The 15276-nt window shown below is 72.0% G+C and carries 13 protein-coding genes, 1 tRNA gene and 2 pseudogenes; 7 read left to right on the forward strand and 9 right to left on the reverse strand.

What is annotated here, in order from left to right:
- A pseudogene (locus CIB93_RS31890) lies at window positions 1–1732 on the forward strand (PAS domain S-box protein); the annotation flags it as partial.
- Between the two features lie 99 nt (window positions 1733–1831).
- Here CIB93_RS31890 and CIB93_RS31895 read toward each other — a convergent pair.
- The 8 genes from CIB93_RS31895 to CIB93_RS31930 form a co-directional block, all read right to left on the reverse strand.
- Window positions 1832–3484 (reverse strand): long-chain fatty acid--CoA ligase, encoded by a 1653-nt coding sequence (locus CIB93_RS31895; RefSeq protein ID WP_096631967.1) that lies wholly within the window; start codon window positions 3482–3484, stop codon window positions 1832–1834.
- A gap of 238 nt (window positions 3485–3722) precedes the next feature.
- A complete protein-coding gene (locus CIB93_RS31900; protein ID WP_096631969.1) occupies window positions 3723–4289 on the reverse strand; it encodes a SigE family RNA polymerase sigma factor in 567 nt (188 codons plus the stop codon).
- A gap of 158 nt (window positions 4290–4447) precedes the next feature.
- Window positions 4448–5614, reverse strand: coding sequence for a lipid-transfer protein (locus CIB93_RS31905; protein WP_096631970.1), 1167 nt, complete (start codon window positions 5612–5614; stop codon window positions 4448–4450).
- Entirely contained in the window at window positions 5611–6162 is a 552-nt protein-coding gene (locus CIB93_RS31910) for a MaoC/PaaZ C-terminal domain-containing protein (RefSeq protein WP_096631972.1), read from the reverse strand. The genes CIB93_RS31905 and CIB93_RS31910 overlap by 4 nt, the downstream gene beginning before the upstream one ends.
- Window positions 6159–7205, reverse strand: a complete 1047-nt coding sequence (locus CIB93_RS31915; protein WP_096631974.1) for an acyl-CoA dehydrogenase family protein — start codon at window positions 7203–7205, stop codon at window positions 6159–6161. The genes CIB93_RS31910 and CIB93_RS31915 overlap by 4 nt, the downstream gene beginning before the upstream one ends.
- A gap of 1 nt (window position 7206) precedes the next feature.
- On the reverse strand, window positions 7207–8271 hold the full coding sequence (locus CIB93_RS31920; protein ID WP_096631975.1) for a bifunctional MaoC family dehydratase N-terminal/OB-fold nucleic acid binding domain-containing protein: 1065 nt from the start codon (window positions 8269–8271) through the stop codon (window positions 7207–7209).
- Complete coding sequence (locus CIB93_RS31925; RefSeq protein WP_096631977.1) at window positions 8268–9437, reverse strand: acyl-CoA dehydrogenase family protein; 1170 nt, start codon at window positions 9435–9437, stop codon at window positions 8268–8270. Before CIB93_RS31925 ends, CIB93_RS31920 begins: the two co-directional genes overlap by 4 nt.
- Window positions 9438–9716: 279 nt before the next feature.
- Complete coding sequence (locus tag CIB93_RS31930) at window positions 9717–10031, reverse strand: hypothetical protein (protein ID WP_096631978.1); 315 nt, start codon at window positions 10029–10031, stop codon at window positions 9717–9719.
- Window positions 10032–10544: 513 nt separating this feature from the next.
- Between CIB93_RS31930 and CIB93_RS31935 the strand changes: the two genes are divergently transcribed.
- From CIB93_RS31935 to CIB93_RS31955, 6 genes and pseudogenes are all read left to right on the forward strand, one after another.
- Window positions 10545–10919 (forward strand): DUF6193 family natural product biosynthesis protein, encoded by a 375-nt coding sequence (locus CIB93_RS31935; protein WP_096631980.1) that lies wholly within the window; start codon window positions 10545–10547, stop codon window positions 10917–10919.
- A 221-nt stretch (window positions 10920–11140) separates the two neighbouring features.
- Window positions 11141–12031, forward strand: a complete 891-nt coding sequence (locus tag CIB93_RS31940; RefSeq protein WP_096631982.1) for a bifunctional DNA primase/polymerase — start codon at window positions 11141–11143, stop codon at window positions 12029–12031.
- Between the two features lie 200 nt (window positions 12032–12231).
- Complete coding sequence (locus tag CIB93_RS31945; protein WP_143660111.1) at window positions 12232–13335, forward strand: hypothetical protein; 1104 nt, start codon at window positions 12232–12234, stop codon at window positions 13333–13335.
- A 302-nt stretch (window positions 13336–13637) separates the two neighbouring features.
- Window positions 13638–13973 (forward strand): annotated as a pseudogene (locus CIB93_RS31950) (radical SAM protein); the annotation flags it as partial.
- A 26-nt stretch (window positions 13974–13999) separates the two neighbouring features.
- The gene (locus tag CIB93_RS38225) at window positions 14000–14137 is read left to right on the forward strand and encodes a hypothetical protein (protein WP_179500318.1); all 138 of its coding nucleotides are present in this window, start codon (window positions 14000–14002) and stop codon (window positions 14135–14137) included.
- 106 nt (window positions 14138–14243) lie between these two features.
- Window positions 14244–15065, forward strand: coding sequence for an aminoglycoside phosphotransferase (locus tag CIB93_RS31955; RefSeq protein ID WP_096631986.1), 822 nt, complete (start codon window positions 14244–14246; stop codon window positions 15063–15065).
- Between the two features lie 80 nt (window positions 15066–15145).
- Here the strand turns inward: CIB93_RS31955 and CIB93_RS31960 are convergent.
- Window positions 15146–15232 (reverse strand) — tRNA-Ser (locus tag CIB93_RS31960).
- Window positions 15233–15276 lie beyond the last annotated feature (44 nt).

A 15276-nucleotide genomic window follows, 5' to 3' on the forward strand; every position in this document is an offset into this window, starting at 1 on the left:
CGCCCAGGAGCGCACCGCCGCCGACGCCGGTCCGCGTACCGCCTTCGCCCTGCCCCCCGCCGACGCGGACCGGGCCCCCCTGCCCCCCGACGCCACGGCCGCCCACGGCGCCGAGGGCGCCCCGCACCACGGGCGCAGCGCCCCGGAGGCCAGCCACACGCCGCCGCAGGCGCACCCCATCGGCCCGGTGCAGCCCGGCTGGCCGGCCCACGGCTCCGCCGCCCAGGACCTCCCGCACGGGCCGGGCCGGACTCCCGCACCGGAGAACGCCCCCTGGGACGGACACGGCCGGACCGCCTACGCCACCGACACCAGCATTGGCACGGGCACCTCCCCGGCCGGCCTGACCACGGATGCTCCGGAACTCCCGGCAGCCGACACCGGCCACCCCGCCAACACCGCGCACACCACCGGCACTACAGGCACCACAGGCACCGCGCAGGCCGCACCCGAGTCCGTGTCGCACCCGGCCGACGGCGATGTGGGCATCCCCGTTCCGGACGCGCGGCGGCAGCCGCTGCCCGCCGAGGAGCCGATGCCGGGCGGGAACCCCGACTCGACGCAGGGGCGGGCGTTCAGCGTGCGGACACTGGGCCAGGGCGTGCCGTTCGCCCAGCACCTCGCCCATCAGCAGAACCAGCAGCAGAACCAGCAGCACCAGAGCCTCGGGGGCGCCGGACGCCGTCGCAAGCTCGCCGCCCCGCCCGAGGCCCGGTCCGGACAGCCCGAGCAACCCCAGCAACCCCAGCAACCCGGACAACAGCAGAGCCAGGGAGCGGAAGGGCCCAGCGCGACCGGCCCCACAGCCCCCGCCAACCCCGCCATCGGTCTCCCCACCGTCCCCGGCTACGGCGACGGCCAGTTGCTCGCGCCCTCCGTCGGGGAGGGGCGCGCCTACGCCATAGGGGCGCCCGACGAAGGCGCTGAGGGGCCCGAGCCGCTGGACGGGCCGGGAGGCGCGGTCGAGGTCGCCAACCGGCCGCACCCGTATCCCGTCGACGACGAGCTGCCTCCCGAGCCGCTGGACAACCCGCGTCGGCTGCTCGTCTGGCCCGCCCCCGACGTACCGACCCAGCAGGCGCTGAGCGACCGGGGCTACCGTCCGGTGATCGTCAACTCCCGCGAGGAGGTCGACGCCCAGATCGCCGCGTTCCCCGCCGCGCTGTTCGTCGACCCGCTGACCGGGCCCATCACCCGTACCGCCTTGCAGTCGCTGCGCCAGGCGGCCGTCGCCGCCGAGGTTCCGGTGCTGGTCACGGCCGGTCTGGGGCAGGCGACCCGGGAGGCCGCGTACGGCGCCGACCCGGCCGTCCTGCTCAAGGCGCTGGCCCCGCGCGACAGCGAGCAGCATCCGCCCCGGGTGCTCCTGATCGAGGAGCACGACGAGATCGCGGTGGCCCTCACCCGGACCCTGGAGCGACGCGGTATGCAGGTGGCGCACGCGACGGCGGACAGCGAGGCCGTCGACCTGGCGGGCCGGATGCGGCCGAACCTGGTGGTGATGGACCTGATGCAGGTACGCCGTCGGCGCGCCGGGATCGTCGACTGGCTGCGCGCCAACGGCCAGCTGAACCGCACCCCGCTGGTCGTCTACACCTCGGCCGGGATGGACCGGACGGAACTGCCGCGGCTCGCCTCCGGGGAAACCGTTCTCTTCCTGGCGGAGCGGTCCACCAGCGACGAGGTGCAGTCCCGGATCGTCGACCTGCTGGCGAAGATCGGCACCAACTAGGCGTACGTAGGCGTACGCGGGACGCACAACATGGCGGGTGCGGTACGGAGTTCCGTACCGCACCCGCCATGTTTCACGTGAAACGACGAGCGCGGGGCCTCAGAGCTGCGTGACGTCCAGCTCCCCGGCCGCGTACTGCTTCCGGATCACCTTCTTGTCGAACTTGCCGACGCTCGTCTTCGGCACGGCCTCGATCACCGACCAGCGCTCAGGCAGCTGCCACTTGGCGATCCCCGACTCGGCGAGGAACGCCTTCAGCGCCTCGTAGTCGGTCCCGGTGGCGCCCTCCTTGAGCACGACCGTCGCGAGCGGACGCTCGCCCCACTTCTCGTCCGGTACGGCGACGACGGCCGCCTCCGCGACGTCCGGGTGGGCCATCAGCACGTTCTCCAGCTCGACGCTGGAGATCCATTCGCCGCCCGATTTGATGACGTCCTTGGCCCGGTCGGTGAGCGTGAGGAAGCCATCGGGGCTGATCACGCCGACATCGCCGGTCTTCAGCCAGCCGTCCTCACTGAACTTGTCCTCGGGACGCAGGTGCTCGCCGTCGGCCCCGCCGTAGTACGCGGCGGCGATCCAGGGCCCCCGGACCTCCAGCTCTCCGGCCGACTCGCCGTCCCACGCCAGGTGTTCGCCGCCGGGTCCGACCAGCCGGGGCTCGACTCCCGCCGGGAAGCGGCCCTGGGTGACGCGGTACGGCCACTCCTCCTCGGCGCTCAGCCCGGCGGGCGGGTGAGCCATGGTGCCCAGCGGCGAGGTCTCCGTCATGCCCCAGGCGTGGCAGAGCCGGACGCCGAGCCTGTCGTACGCCTCCATGAGGGAGGGCGGGCAGGCGGCGCCGCCGATGGTCACGTTCGCCATGGAGGTGAGGTCGCGCGGGTTGGCGAGGACCTCGGCGAGCAGGCCCTGCCAGATGGTGGGGACCGCGGCGGCATGCGTCGGGCGCTCGCGCTCGATCATGTCGGCCAGCGGGGCGGGCTGGAGGAACCGATCCGGCATCAGCATGTTGACGCCTGCCATGAACGAGGAGTGCGGCAGGCCCCAGGCGTTCACATGGAACTGGGGCACGACGATGAGCGTGGTGTCCCGGTCGGTCAGGCCCATCGACTCGGCCATGTTGACCTGCATCGAGTGCAGGTAGACGGACCGGTGGGAATAGACGACGCCCTTGGGGTCGCCGGTGGTGCCGGAGGTGTAACACATGGCCGCGGCCTGTCGTTCGTCCAGCTCCGGCCAGTCGTACGTGGTGGGGCGGCCCGCGATCAGCTCCTCGTACTCGTGCACGCGCGGCGCGACCCCGGCGAGGGCGGAGCGGTCGCCGGGACCGGCCACGACGACGTGCTCGATGCCCGGCAGGTGGGGCAGCAGCGGCACGAGGAGCGGCAGTAGCGAACCGTTGACGATCACCACCTTGTCGTCCGCGTGGTTCACGATCCAGGCGAGCTGCTCGGGCGGCAGCCGGAGGTTGAGGGTGTGCAGCACGGCCCCCATGGAGGGAACCGCGAGGTAGGCCTCCAGGTGGACCGAGTTGTTCCACATGAGCGTCGCCACACGCTGGTCGCCGTCGACTCCCAGCTCGTCGCGCAGCGCACCGGCCAGCTGCGTGGCGCGTGCGCCGATCTCGGCGAAGGTGGCACGGTGCGGCTCGGGTTCGCCGGTCCAGGTCGTGACCTGCGACTTCCCATGGATCGTCATCCCGTGGTGCAGGATGCGGGTGACAGTCAGCGGTACGTCCTGCATGGTGCTCAGCACGGCGTCCTCCCGGTGGGCGCTACGCGGCAGTAAGGTTCCGCTGATTCTGCTCACATACCACGTGGTATGTCACTACTCGCGGGAGAAAATTCCTGTCCGGGGCCGCACGGGGGGGGCGGGACGGAACTGAGCGGACGGGCGCAGCCGCCCGGCAACAGCGGACCGACGTCAGCCCACCGGCAACAGCCGACCGGCGTCAGCGCACCGGCGTCAGCGGACCGGCGTCAGCGGACCGGCGTCAGCGGACCGGCGTCAGCTCCGGGTCCTCGCGGAGCTTGCCGAGGGCACGGGAGACAGCGCTCTTGACCGTACCGATCGACACCCCGAGCACCTCGGCCGTCTGCGCCTCGCTGAGATCCTCGTAGTAGCGCAGGACGACCATCGCGCGCTGGCGGTCCGGGAGCTTGAGCACCGCGCGCCACATCGCGTCGTGCAGCGACTGCTGCTCGGCCGGGTCGGGCGCCGGGACCGTCTCCCGTTCCGGAAGCTCCTCGCAGGCGAACTCGTCGACCTTGCGCTTGCGCCACTGCGAGGTGCGGGTGTTCACCAGGGCCCGGCGGACATAGCCGTCCAGCGCCCGGTGGTCCTCGATCCGCTCCCACGCGACGTACGTCTTGGCGAGCGCGGTCTGCAGCAGGTCCTCGGCGTCGCACGGGTTAGCGGTGAGTGAGCGCGCCGTGCGCAGCAGAACCGGCCCCCGGGCCCGTACGTACGAGGAGAACGACGCGTAGGGCGTGTGGGGGTGGTGGCCGGCGGCGGTGGCGGAGGCCGCCCGGGAGGCGCCTGCGCAGACTGGCGTGGTCATGTACTCAACGCTAGGAGCGCGGCCCGCCCGGGGGATCGGCCCCAGGTCGCGAAGCACCGTCCGCCTCAGGTTGTAGGGGCCGTACGCCCTGGACCTCCTGAAGGTGGACGGGACGCCGCCCTCCGTCAGGGTCCGTCCCCGAGCCGGTGCCGGCTGGTTCAGCCGTCCGCGCCGAGGACCAGCCCCGACGTCGGGACCCCGGTACCGGCCGTTACCAGGGACCTCGTCGCCCCCGCCACCTGGTTCACCGAGGTGCCACGGATCTGCCGGACGGCCTCCGCGATGCCGTTCATCCCATGGAGGTACGCCTCCCCCAGCTGCCCCCCATGGGTGTTCAGGGGCAGCGTGTCCGCCGCGACGAACGCCCCGCCCTCCCCCGGACCGCAGAAACCGAACTCCTCCAGCTGCATCAGGACGAACGGCGTGAAGTGGTCGTAGAGGATGCCCACATCGATGTCGGCCGGGGACAGTCCGGAGCTGCGCCACAGCTGCCGGGCGACGACGGCGGTCTCCGGCAGCCCGGTCAGCCCGTCCCGGTAGAAGCTCGTCATCTGCTCCTGCGACCGGCCCGCGCCCTGGGCCGCCGCGAGAACCACGGCGGGCGGTCGGGGCAGGTCTCGGGCACGCTCCACGCCGGTGACGACGAGCGCCTGGCCGCCGTCGGTCTCCTGGCAGCAGTCGAGCAGCCGCAACGGTTCGACGATCCAGCGGGAGGAGGCGTGGTCGGCGAGCGTGATCGGCTTCCGGTGGAAGTACGCCGCCGGGTTCCGCGCCGCGTGCCGTCGGCCGGCCACCGCGACGTGCCCGAAGACCTCCGGCTCCAGGCCGTACGTGTGCAGGTAGCGCTGGGCCGCCATCGCCACCCAGGAGGCGGGGGTGAGCAGCCCGTACGGCAGGTTCCAGCCGAGCGCCGCGCCCTCGGCGGTGGGCTCGCGCCGCTGGACGCCGGAGCCGAAGCGGCGGCCCGAGCGCTCGTTGAACGCCCGGTAGCAGACGACGACGTCCGCGATCCCGCTCGCCACCGCCAGCGCGGCCTGCTGCACCGTGGCGCAGGCCGCGCCGCCGCCGTAGTGGACCCGGGAGAAGAACGACAGCTCGCCGATCCCGGCCGCCTGCGCGACGGTGATCTCGGGGCTGGTGTCCATGGTGAAGGTGACGAGACCGTCGACGTCGGCGGGGGTGAGGCCCGCGTCGTCGAGGGCGGCGCGGACGGCTTCGACGGCCAGCTTGAGTTCGCTGCGGCCGGAGTCCTTGGAGAACTCGGTGGCTCCGATGCCGACGACGGCCGCTTTTCCGCCGAGGGAGTCGGCTCTGCGGATACTCATGCGCCCGTCTCCTTCGTGCTCGCGCCCGCACCCGTGCTCGTGCCTGTGCCCGCGCCCGCGCCCGCGCCCGTGCTCGTGCTCGTGCCCGCGAGGGCGACGGTGACCGTGCCGGTGACGTGGCGACCGATTCCGTTGTCGCCGGTGACCGCGACGGTGGCCTCGGTCTCCCGTACGGGTCTCTCGACGTCCCCGGCATCTCCGGCGTCCTCGGAATCCCCTGGATCCCCGGCGTCCAGAGCGGTGATTCGGCCGGTCAACCGCAGGACGTCTCCCGGGTAGTTCGGGGTGCCGAGGCGGATCGCGACCTTGCGGAGGACGGCGGTGGGGCCGAAGTGGTCGGTGATGTAGCGGCCGACGAGCCCGTTGGTGGTGAGGATGTTCATGAAGATGTCGGGCGAGCCCTTCTCCCGGGCCAGTTCGGCGTCGTGGTGGACGTCCTGGTAGTCGCGGGAGGCGATGGCCCCGGCGACGATCAGGGTCCGGGTCACCGGGATCTCCAGGGGCGGCAGCTCGTCACCGACGCGGTGGGCCGCACGGTCGCTTGTCACTTCGCCGCCCCCTCGCCCTCGGTGTCCGCGAGCAACAGGCCCAGCTCATACAGGACTTCGCCGCCGCAGCCGAGGTACACGGCGAGCTGGCGGCCCCAGAGGAAGTGCCGGTGGACCGGGTGGTCGAGGTCGGCCCCGGTGCCGCCGTGCAGGTGCTGGCCCGCGTGCACGACGCGCCGGCCCGCCTCGGAGGCCCACCAGGCGGCGGTCAACGCCTGGGCTTCGTAATCCAGCCGCTCGTCGTGCCGCCAGGCGGCCTCGTACGCCGTGACCCTGATCGCCTCGGTGTCCATGTGGGCGTCGGCGGCGCGGAGCAGGACGCCCTGGTTGGTGGAGAGGGGGCGCCCGAACTGCTCGCGGGTCGTGGTGTGTTGCACGGCACGCGCGAGAGATCCCGCGCCGACGCCCACCTGGAGCCCGGCGAAGGCGGTACGGGCGGTGGCGAGGACGGCCGCGTACGCCCCCGGCCCGCCCCCCAGGCGCTCCCCGCGTGCACCGTCGAGAACGAGCCGCCCCGCCGACCAGGGTGCGGTCGTCTCCACGGGCTCGGCGGTGACGCCCGGCACGCCCGCCTCGACGATCCACAGGGCCCGGTCCGCGTCCGCCACCAGCACGTGGGTGGCGTCGCGCAGCCAGGGGACCCAGGGGACGGCCCCGTACAGAGCGCCGTCCGAGGTGTGTACGCCACCCCGCGCCGGGAAGGCCCCCGCAGCCACCGCCGTACCGTCGCGGAGGCCCGGCAACAGGCGATCGCGCTGCTCCGCCGTACCGTGTCCGGCGACCGCGAGCAGCCCGTACACGCAGCTGGCGGCGAACGGCACCTGGGCGGTGGTCCGGCCCTGTTCCTCCAGGAGCAGGACGAGGCCGAGGAGCCCGATGTCCTCGACGGCGGCGGGCAGTCCGGCCGCGCACAGCTCCTTCCACAGGGCCGCGTCCGTGCCCGTACCGGCCGCCGCCAGCCGCTCGTGCGTGGCCAGGTCGCCGAAGATCCGCGCGGCCAGACCCTGCGCTGCGGACTGCTCCTCGCTCGGGGTGAAGTCCATGTCAACGGCCGCCTTCGCTGGGCCGGAAGACCGGCAGTTCCAGATCGGGGTCCGTACGGAGGAACTCCAGCTGTACGGGCATGCCGACGCGGACCTTGTCGTACGGCACACCGATCACGTTGCTGACCATCCGGACGCCTTCGGCCAGTTCGATCAGCGCGACGGCGTACGGGCCGCCCTCGCCCGACGGGTCGAACGCGGGGAAGGGCGGGTGGTGCATCACGACATGGCTGAAGACCGTGCCCGCACCGGACGCCTCGACGGTGTCCCACTCCGGGCCGCCGCAGGCGTTGCAGCCGGGCAGCCAGGGGAGGCGCAGCGTCGCGCAGTCGGTGCAGCGCTGGATGAGGAGCCGGTGCTCGGCAACGCCGTCCCAGAACCCGGCGTTGTCGCGGTTGACGACAGGGCGGGGGCGGAGTGGCGGCTGCTTCCTCCGTTGCGCGGGGTGGTACTTGAGGATACGGAAGCGGTGCGTCCCGGCCGGTTCGCCGTTGGCGCGGACGTCCATGCGGGTCGTGACGAAGTACCCGGTGCCGAGCCTGGTCGTCTTGCGGCGGGAGACGGACGCGATGACGGCGTCGAAGGTGATCCGGTCGCCGGGCCGCAGGGGGCGCAGATACTCCTGCTCGCAGTCGGTCGCGACGACAGAGGTGTACCCGGCGCCGTCGAGCAGCCCGAGCAGTTCGTCGTACGCCGCGGAGCGGGCGGAGCTGTTTCCGTGGCCGCCTCCATGGCCGTCTCCGTGACCGCTTCCATGGCCGCCTCCATGGCCGCCGCCGTGACCGCCTCCATGACTGTTTCCGTGGCCGCCTCCGTGACTGTTTCCGTGCCCGGCCAGCCCGCCCATGGTCCAGGCCTGGAGCATGGTCGGCGGGGCGACGGCGTCGGGCCCCCGGTAGGCGGCGGAGGTGTCGCCCATCGCCTCGCACCAGTGGCGGATCATGGGTTCGTTGACGGGGTCCTTGCCGGTGCCGCCGGTCGCGGCAGGGCGGCCCACGTAGGCGGTGAGCCGGTCGTACAGGGGGTCCGGAGCATCGGCCGGTACCGTTCGGGCGTCCGGGTTCACCGCCTGCCCCGCGTCATCCCGAGCCGCATCGTCGCGACGATCTCGCGCTGGACGTCGCTGACGCCGCCCCCGAAGGTGTTGATCTGCGCGGCGCGGTTCATCCGCTCCAGTTCGCCTTCACCACCACCCGCCCCGAAACAGCCAGGTGCCCCCGCCCGCAGCAGAGCGGCGTCCCCCACCACCTCCTGGCACATCCGGTAGACCTCCACGGCGCTCTCGGTGCCCGCGAACTTCACACCGCTCGCCTCTCCGGGGGCCAGCTCCCCCGCCCCGACCGCGCCGACCAGCCGCCAGTTCAGCAGCCGGGTCGCCGCAAGCCGGGCGTACGCCTCCGCGAGCCGGGCGCGTGCCCACGGCTCGTCGATCCGGCGGCGCCCCGTAGTGGGGTCGGGGGTACGGGCGTGGGCGAGGGCCTCCTCGTAGAAGTCCTCGGCCTGCATGCCGATGGCGGCCAGGGCGACGCGTTCGTGGTTGAGCTGGCTGGTGATGAGCCGCCAGCCGTCGTTCTCGGCGCCGACGAGGTTCGAGGCGGGGACGCGTACGCCGTCGTAGTACGTGGCGGTGGTCGTCAGCCCGCCCACGGTCTCGATGGGGGTCCAGGAGAAGCCGGGTTGGTCGGTCGGCACGAGGATGATCGAGATTCCGCGGTGCTTGGGGGCCTCGGGGTCCGTACGGCAGGCGAGCCAGATCCAGTCGGCCTGCTGGGCGTTGCTGGTGAAGATCTTCTGACCGTCGACCACCCAGTCGTCGCCGTCCCGCACCGCACGGGTGCGCAGCGCCGCCAGGTCCGTACCGGCCTCCGGCTCGCTGTAACCGATCGCGAAGACGAGGTCGCCGCTGAGGATGCGGGGCAGGAAGTACGCCTTCTGCTCCTGGGTCCCGTACGCCATCAGGGTCGGGCCGACCGTGTTGAGCGTGACCATGGAGACGGGGGCGCCGGCCCGGTAGGCCTCGTCGAAGAAGACGAACTGTTCGTCGGGCCCCCGGCCCCGCCCGCCGTACTCCTCGGGCCAGCCGAGCCCGAGGAGGCCGTCGGCGCCGATCCGCCGGAGCATCCGCCGCTGTTCGCCGGCGCCCCCATGCCCGGCCGTCGCCCGGAAGGCCGCGAAGTACGCGCGCAGTTCGGTGCGCAGCTGCTGCTGGCGCTCCGTCGGGGCGAGGTGCACGGCAGGACCTCCGGGGGCGGCTCGAACGACAGGGAACGGTTTCTGACTGTCCGTCAGATCGACTTCACCTGTCAAGGCCATCAGCAGACAACGGCAAGCGGCAGCGAGCGGCGACAACGGCAACAGCCCGCGCGTGGCACCGAAGCGCCGCCGCACGGGCTGCTGTCCAGACGACCGGGACCCACCCCCCGGGAGGTCCCGGCGACCGCGTCACCGGAAGACGATCAGCCGGGGTCGATCACCAGAGATCGATCACCCTGGTCGATCACCCGGGGTCGATCACCAGAAGAAGGGCGTGAAGTTCACGGCGACACTGTGGTCCGACTGGTCGATGGCCGTGAAGGCCGAGCCGCTCACCTGGGCGGACGTGTTCTGGTTCGACGCACCGGCGCCGACGGCCTGCTGCTGGGTCGTGGACGAGTTGCCGGAGTTGTTGCCGCCGACACCGCTGCCGCCGATCGTCGCCACGGCCGCGTTCGATCCGTCGTTCGCGAAAGAGCCGTTGTCCGCCAGGGCAACCCCGCCGCAGAGCGCGACGGTCAGGGGCAGGGCGGCGACTGCGGCGAGGGCACGAGCGGTACGGATGCTTGCCATGTCATTTCCTCCAGGAAACGGAAGTACGGCTTCATATCCAGCCTGTGCGGCTGATACATCTGACGCGTCTGATACAGCCGATATATCCGATACGGCTGATGCGCCTATTGCGGCTGGTTCCGGGCCAGTTGGCCGACCGCCCCGGTGCTGGTCACGACGTCGCGAGACCAGAATTGCCCAGCGCATCCCCGGCGAACCCCCTCTGCCCACCCGATTCCCTCTCACGTATGACGAAGAGCGGATAAACCTTCTTTGTGCCACGGAGGCCCAGGTCGGCGGGGCACACCCGACACCCCTCGCCCCCATGGACGAAGCCACCCCCCTGGCTGCCCCGTCTCACTGGACCTTGACCGATCTCAGACATCGAAGAGGGAATCGAGCGGCCCGCCCTCATGCCCCACGACGAGAGACGCCTCGGCCGACCGGTCCTCGGGAGCTCCGCGAGCCGGGCTCGGAGTTCGGCCGTCGAGGTGGCGGGTTGTCCCGGCCGGGTGCGGACGTCATGATCGCGGGATGACTGAGGAGACGGTGGTCGAGAAGACCTGGCGGGGGATACTGGAGAGGCATCCCGGGGCGCGACGGGGGGAGCCCGCGGTCATAGAGGCCGCCTACGCCGAACCGCGGTTGCGGGCCTTGTTCCCCTTTCCGAGTCACGGAGCGCTCTCCTTCCACCGGAACACGCAGGACCCGTGGAGCAACGACCTGCCGTTCATCGTGGGTGACGTGGAGTCGTGCATCGTGTACGCGCCGCTGGGCGTGCCGCAGCGTGTCCTGGGAGAGTCACTCACACCGCAGGAGGCGGCTGCGTTGGTAGTGGCCCACCTGCCCCCTGACTGTGGCCCGGCCTTCGACGGACCGTGGCCCCCACCGGAGAACTCCATCGACTGAACCAGCCGCAGAGCTGCCGTGCCGGTCCGAGCCGTCAAACTCCGCCGAGACTGATCAACCCTCGCCGAGACGGGGCATCACCAGCTCCGCTTGACCTCAACGGGTCCCGCTCAACCTTCGATGAGAATCGCTCAACCTTCGCTGCGACAGGTCACTGGCCGCGCACCCTCGCCGCCCTACCCCCTCTTCCCATACTCGAACGCATGTACGAAAATGACTGCATGGCCACCATCGACCGGCAGACCCCCACCCTGGCCCTGGCCCACGCTCTCTCCGCCGCCGAGCGCGGGCTCCCCGTCTTTCCCCTGTCCGCCACCAAGCTCCCCGCCCTGCGCTCCCCGCACCACGGCGAACAGCCGCCGGTGCACTGCCGGGGTGAGTGCGGGCTGCCCGGCCACGGTGTGCACGACGCCACGACGGACCCCGCCGCCGTCCGCGCGCTCTTCGCCGCCGCGCCCCGGGCCACCGGGTACGGCATCGCCTGCGGACGCGCCCCTCACCGGCTCATCGGTATCGACCTGGACGTCGACACGACGTGCGGCAACGACTCGGCCGGGGCCCTCCGGCAGCTGGCGCTCCAGCACCTGTTCACCATCCCGCCGACGGTCACCGTGCTCACCCCGAGCGGCGGCCGCCACCTCTGGCTGACCGGCCCCGCCGATGTGACGGTCGCCAACTCCGCGAGCCGCCTGGCCCCGGGCATCGACATCCGGGGCAGCGGCGGCTACCTGGTCGGCCCCGGCTCGGTCACCGCCCACGGCCGATACCGCCTTGCCCCCGGCACCGCCCACCTCACCCCGGCCCCCTGCCCCCGCGCCCTCCTGCGCCTCCTCACCCCGCCCCCACACACGCCCCGCACCCACGGCACGGGCGGCGGCCGGGGCCGCCGGGGCGAGAGCCTGATCCAGTTCGTACTGGCCGCACACGAGGGCCAGCGCAACACCCGCCTGTTCTGGGCGGCCTGCCGCGCCTACGAACACGGCTTCGGCGACGCCCTGGCCGACGCACTCACCGCGGCCGCTGTACGCACCGGACTCCCGGAACACGAGGCCCGCGCCGCGATCGCGTCGGCGGCGCGGCTGACGTCGGGCAGGGGAAGCGAGCCCCTGTAGGAGCGGTCCCCTCCCAACCGGTAGTCACGTAACGGCTGACCGCGCAACGACTGACGGCGTAACCGTTGATGGCAAACCCGCCCGCTGACATACCCGGCTGAGGCCATACCCGCCCATTGCCGCTTCCCGGCAGCAAGCAGCACGACGAAATGCAGACATCGCCCCTGCCGCTGCCGCCCTGACCGCTACAGAATGCGGGGGTGACTCCGACACAGAGCAGTGAGCCCAGCCCGAGGCGCAGGCCGACGACGCGTCCCGCCCTGGTCGTGGGCACGTTGCTGGCACTGGTGTCGGCCTGGCTGCTCCTGGTCACCACCCCCGGCGCCCGCGACAAGGAGCACGCTTTCACCACGGCGGCGGCCTGCCCCGCAACCGGCGACGCCCACAAGGGCGATTGCCTGCGCACGGTCAATGCGGTGATCGACCGCACCGAGAAGGAGACGGGCCGCAAGACGTCCTCGTACTGGCTGTACGTCACCGAGCCCGACGGGTCGTCCACCCGCACCCGGATCGACGGCAGCCCGAGGCAGGAACCGGGTGCGCGACCGGGAGCGAGCGTCGAGGTCACGTACTGGCGCGACCAGATCCGGTACGTGGATTTCCCCACCGCCCGCCGCTACACGAACGCGGACCCGCGCGGCGACTACCGGATCCCCCTCACCTTCGGCCTGGGCCTGGGCCTCTACGGGGCGATGTTCCTGGCGGGCGCGGCCGCGATGGCCTGGGGCACGCGGCGCTCACCCAAGGCGTACCCCTGGCAGGTGGGCCTCACGTTCACCGGCGGCCTGCTGCTCACCGCGCTCGGCGCGGCGGCCCCCTGGCCGACCGACAGCATCGGCGAAGCGCTGCAACTCACCGCCCTGGGCGGCCTGGTGATCCTGGCGGGCTGTGCCCTGGCCGTACCGTTCCTGCGGCGTCGCGGCCGCCGCGACGACACCATCGCCCTGAAGCCGTACGTACTGACCGGGCAGGAGTGCGTCCCCGGCGTCATCATGGGCGAGGTCCCGTACGCGGGCACCGCCGGATTCCTGGCGGCCGCTCCCGGCTCCCTGGCCACCACTCCCGACCCGACGGGCGCCTTCCACCGCAAGGAAACCCCCCGCACCCTGACCCCACTCCGCCTCCGCCCTCCGTACAGCGCTGACCCCGCGGGCCGCCCCGACTTCGACGGCCGGGCGGTGGTCCTGGAGTGCGAGGACGGGGGCGTACCGGTGCTGATCGTGACGCGGAAGAAGGACATGCCGAAGGTACTGGCGTCACTCCCACCGCTTCCGCCCCCGCCGGCAACCGATCCAACGCGGTAACGGGTCGAATCCCCGGGACCGCAAGACACGGTCGGCGGCGTCGGTGCGCCCCGCCCGGGAGATCCGCACGGCCGGTGAGCTGATGCTTCTACGCGGCAGGCAACGGCAACACGGATGCGGCCATCGGCCGACTACACCCCCGGCTCCCCCGACCTCCCCACACTCCTACTGGAAAGAGCACCGAGAACAGCTACGGCGGTGCGAAAACCAACGCTCCACGCTGACGAACGTCCTCATTCTCGTTGCGGCCGCTCTGAGCGCTCGCCTGCACCGCATCCGACTGCATCGCCTATGGGCGATGCACCATCTCCCCCACGTACACCGGCACGCCCGAACCCCTGGCCGCGCAAGCGCCCGGGTTCCTCGACAAGACCAGCGTCTTCAAGGGCTGCCCCGCCGGCCACACCTTCTTTCACGTCGACCCGCACGGCCTGGCGACCATGTGCAAGGTCGGCCGCGAGAACCCCATCGACCTCATGTCCGAGGGCTTGGACGGACTCCTCCGTCTGCCCGGCATCGCCGATGCCCAGATGCTTCGCACTGGTGGCTGCGGCGGCTGTCAGCTCTCCGGCACCTGCCGGGTCTGCCGACCGCTCGCCAAGGCGTACCAGGAGGCGAAGGCACCACTGAACACCTAATGCCAACACGGAAGCGAGGAAACGTGATGACCGCTGTCATGGTGGAGATCGGCCCCAGGCCGCCGGCCCCGCAGGAGCCCGAGGGGGTCATCCTCCTGGACGACCTGGAGGTGCTGACCGAGGGCGCCGTCCCGGGCTGCAACCACGACAACCCGTACCGGTAGACAACCCGGTCGCGCAGAACCGCGGGGGCTTCTGGACGTTCTTCCGTCCGGAGCCCCCGCACCACTGCGTCCCCGCACACCCGCACCCGTGGAAGAGTGAACTCCCATGGCGACCATCCGCATCGGCCTCGACCGCCTGCCGCCCGCCGCCCGCACCGCCGTCGAAGAGCACACCGGCCCCCTCCTCACGGTCGAGGAGGCAGCCGAGGGCTTCAACAGCGAGATCGCTGCCCGCGTCACCTCCACCACGGGCACCTGGCATGTCAAGGGCCTGCGTACCGACCACCCCCGCGCCTGGACCCAGCGCCGGGAGGCCGCCCTCGCCCCCTTCCTCACCAGCCTGGCCCCCGCCCTCCGCTGGCGCGTCGAGACCGCCGGATGGGACCTTCTCGGCTTCGAAGCCCTCGGCGGCCACCACGCCGACTACACCCCCGGCTCCCCCGACCTCCCCGAAGTCGCCGCCCTCCTGCGCCGCCTCAGCGAGACCCCCTGCCCCGCCATCGAACTACGTCACGCCGAACAGCGCCTGAAGCGCTACGCCGCCCACCCCGACGACCGCCGGTTCTTCGCCGGGACCCACCTGCTCCACACCGACCTGAACAACGCCAACGTCCTCGTCGACGAACACGCCCCCGGGGGCGACCGGGCCCGTCTGGTCGACTGGGCCTGGGCGACCCGCGGAGCGGCCTGGCTCGACGCGGGCTACTGGGTCATCTGGCTCATCGCCGCCGGCCACACCCCCGCATCCGCCGAGCGCTGGGCCACCCAGATCCCCTCCTGGCACACCGCCCCCACCGAGGGCATCACCGCCTTCGCCGCCGCCAACCACACCCTCTGGAACGAGATCAGCACCGCCGATCCCACCCCCTGGACCCAGCGACTCGCGATCGCCACCACCACCTGGCACGAGCACCGCAAAGGCATCTGAACCACGTTCGCTCCCTGTACGAGCGGCGCGCAACGAGAACGACCCCCGACCAATGCACCCGGTCAGGGGCCGTTCATCCGCGGTGGGTGTGGGATTTGAACCCACGGTGACATCGCTGCCACGACGGTTTTCAAGACCGTTCCCTTAGGCCGCTCGGGCAACCCACCCCGCGTCGGCGGTCCAGGGCTGCGCAAGCCGATGGGCCGTCAGG

The organism is Streptomyces sp. WZ.A104, from assembly GCF_002382885.1.
In the GTDB taxonomy this organism is placed as follows: domain Bacteria; phylum Actinomycetota; class Actinomycetes; order Streptomycetales; family Streptomycetaceae; genus Streptomyces.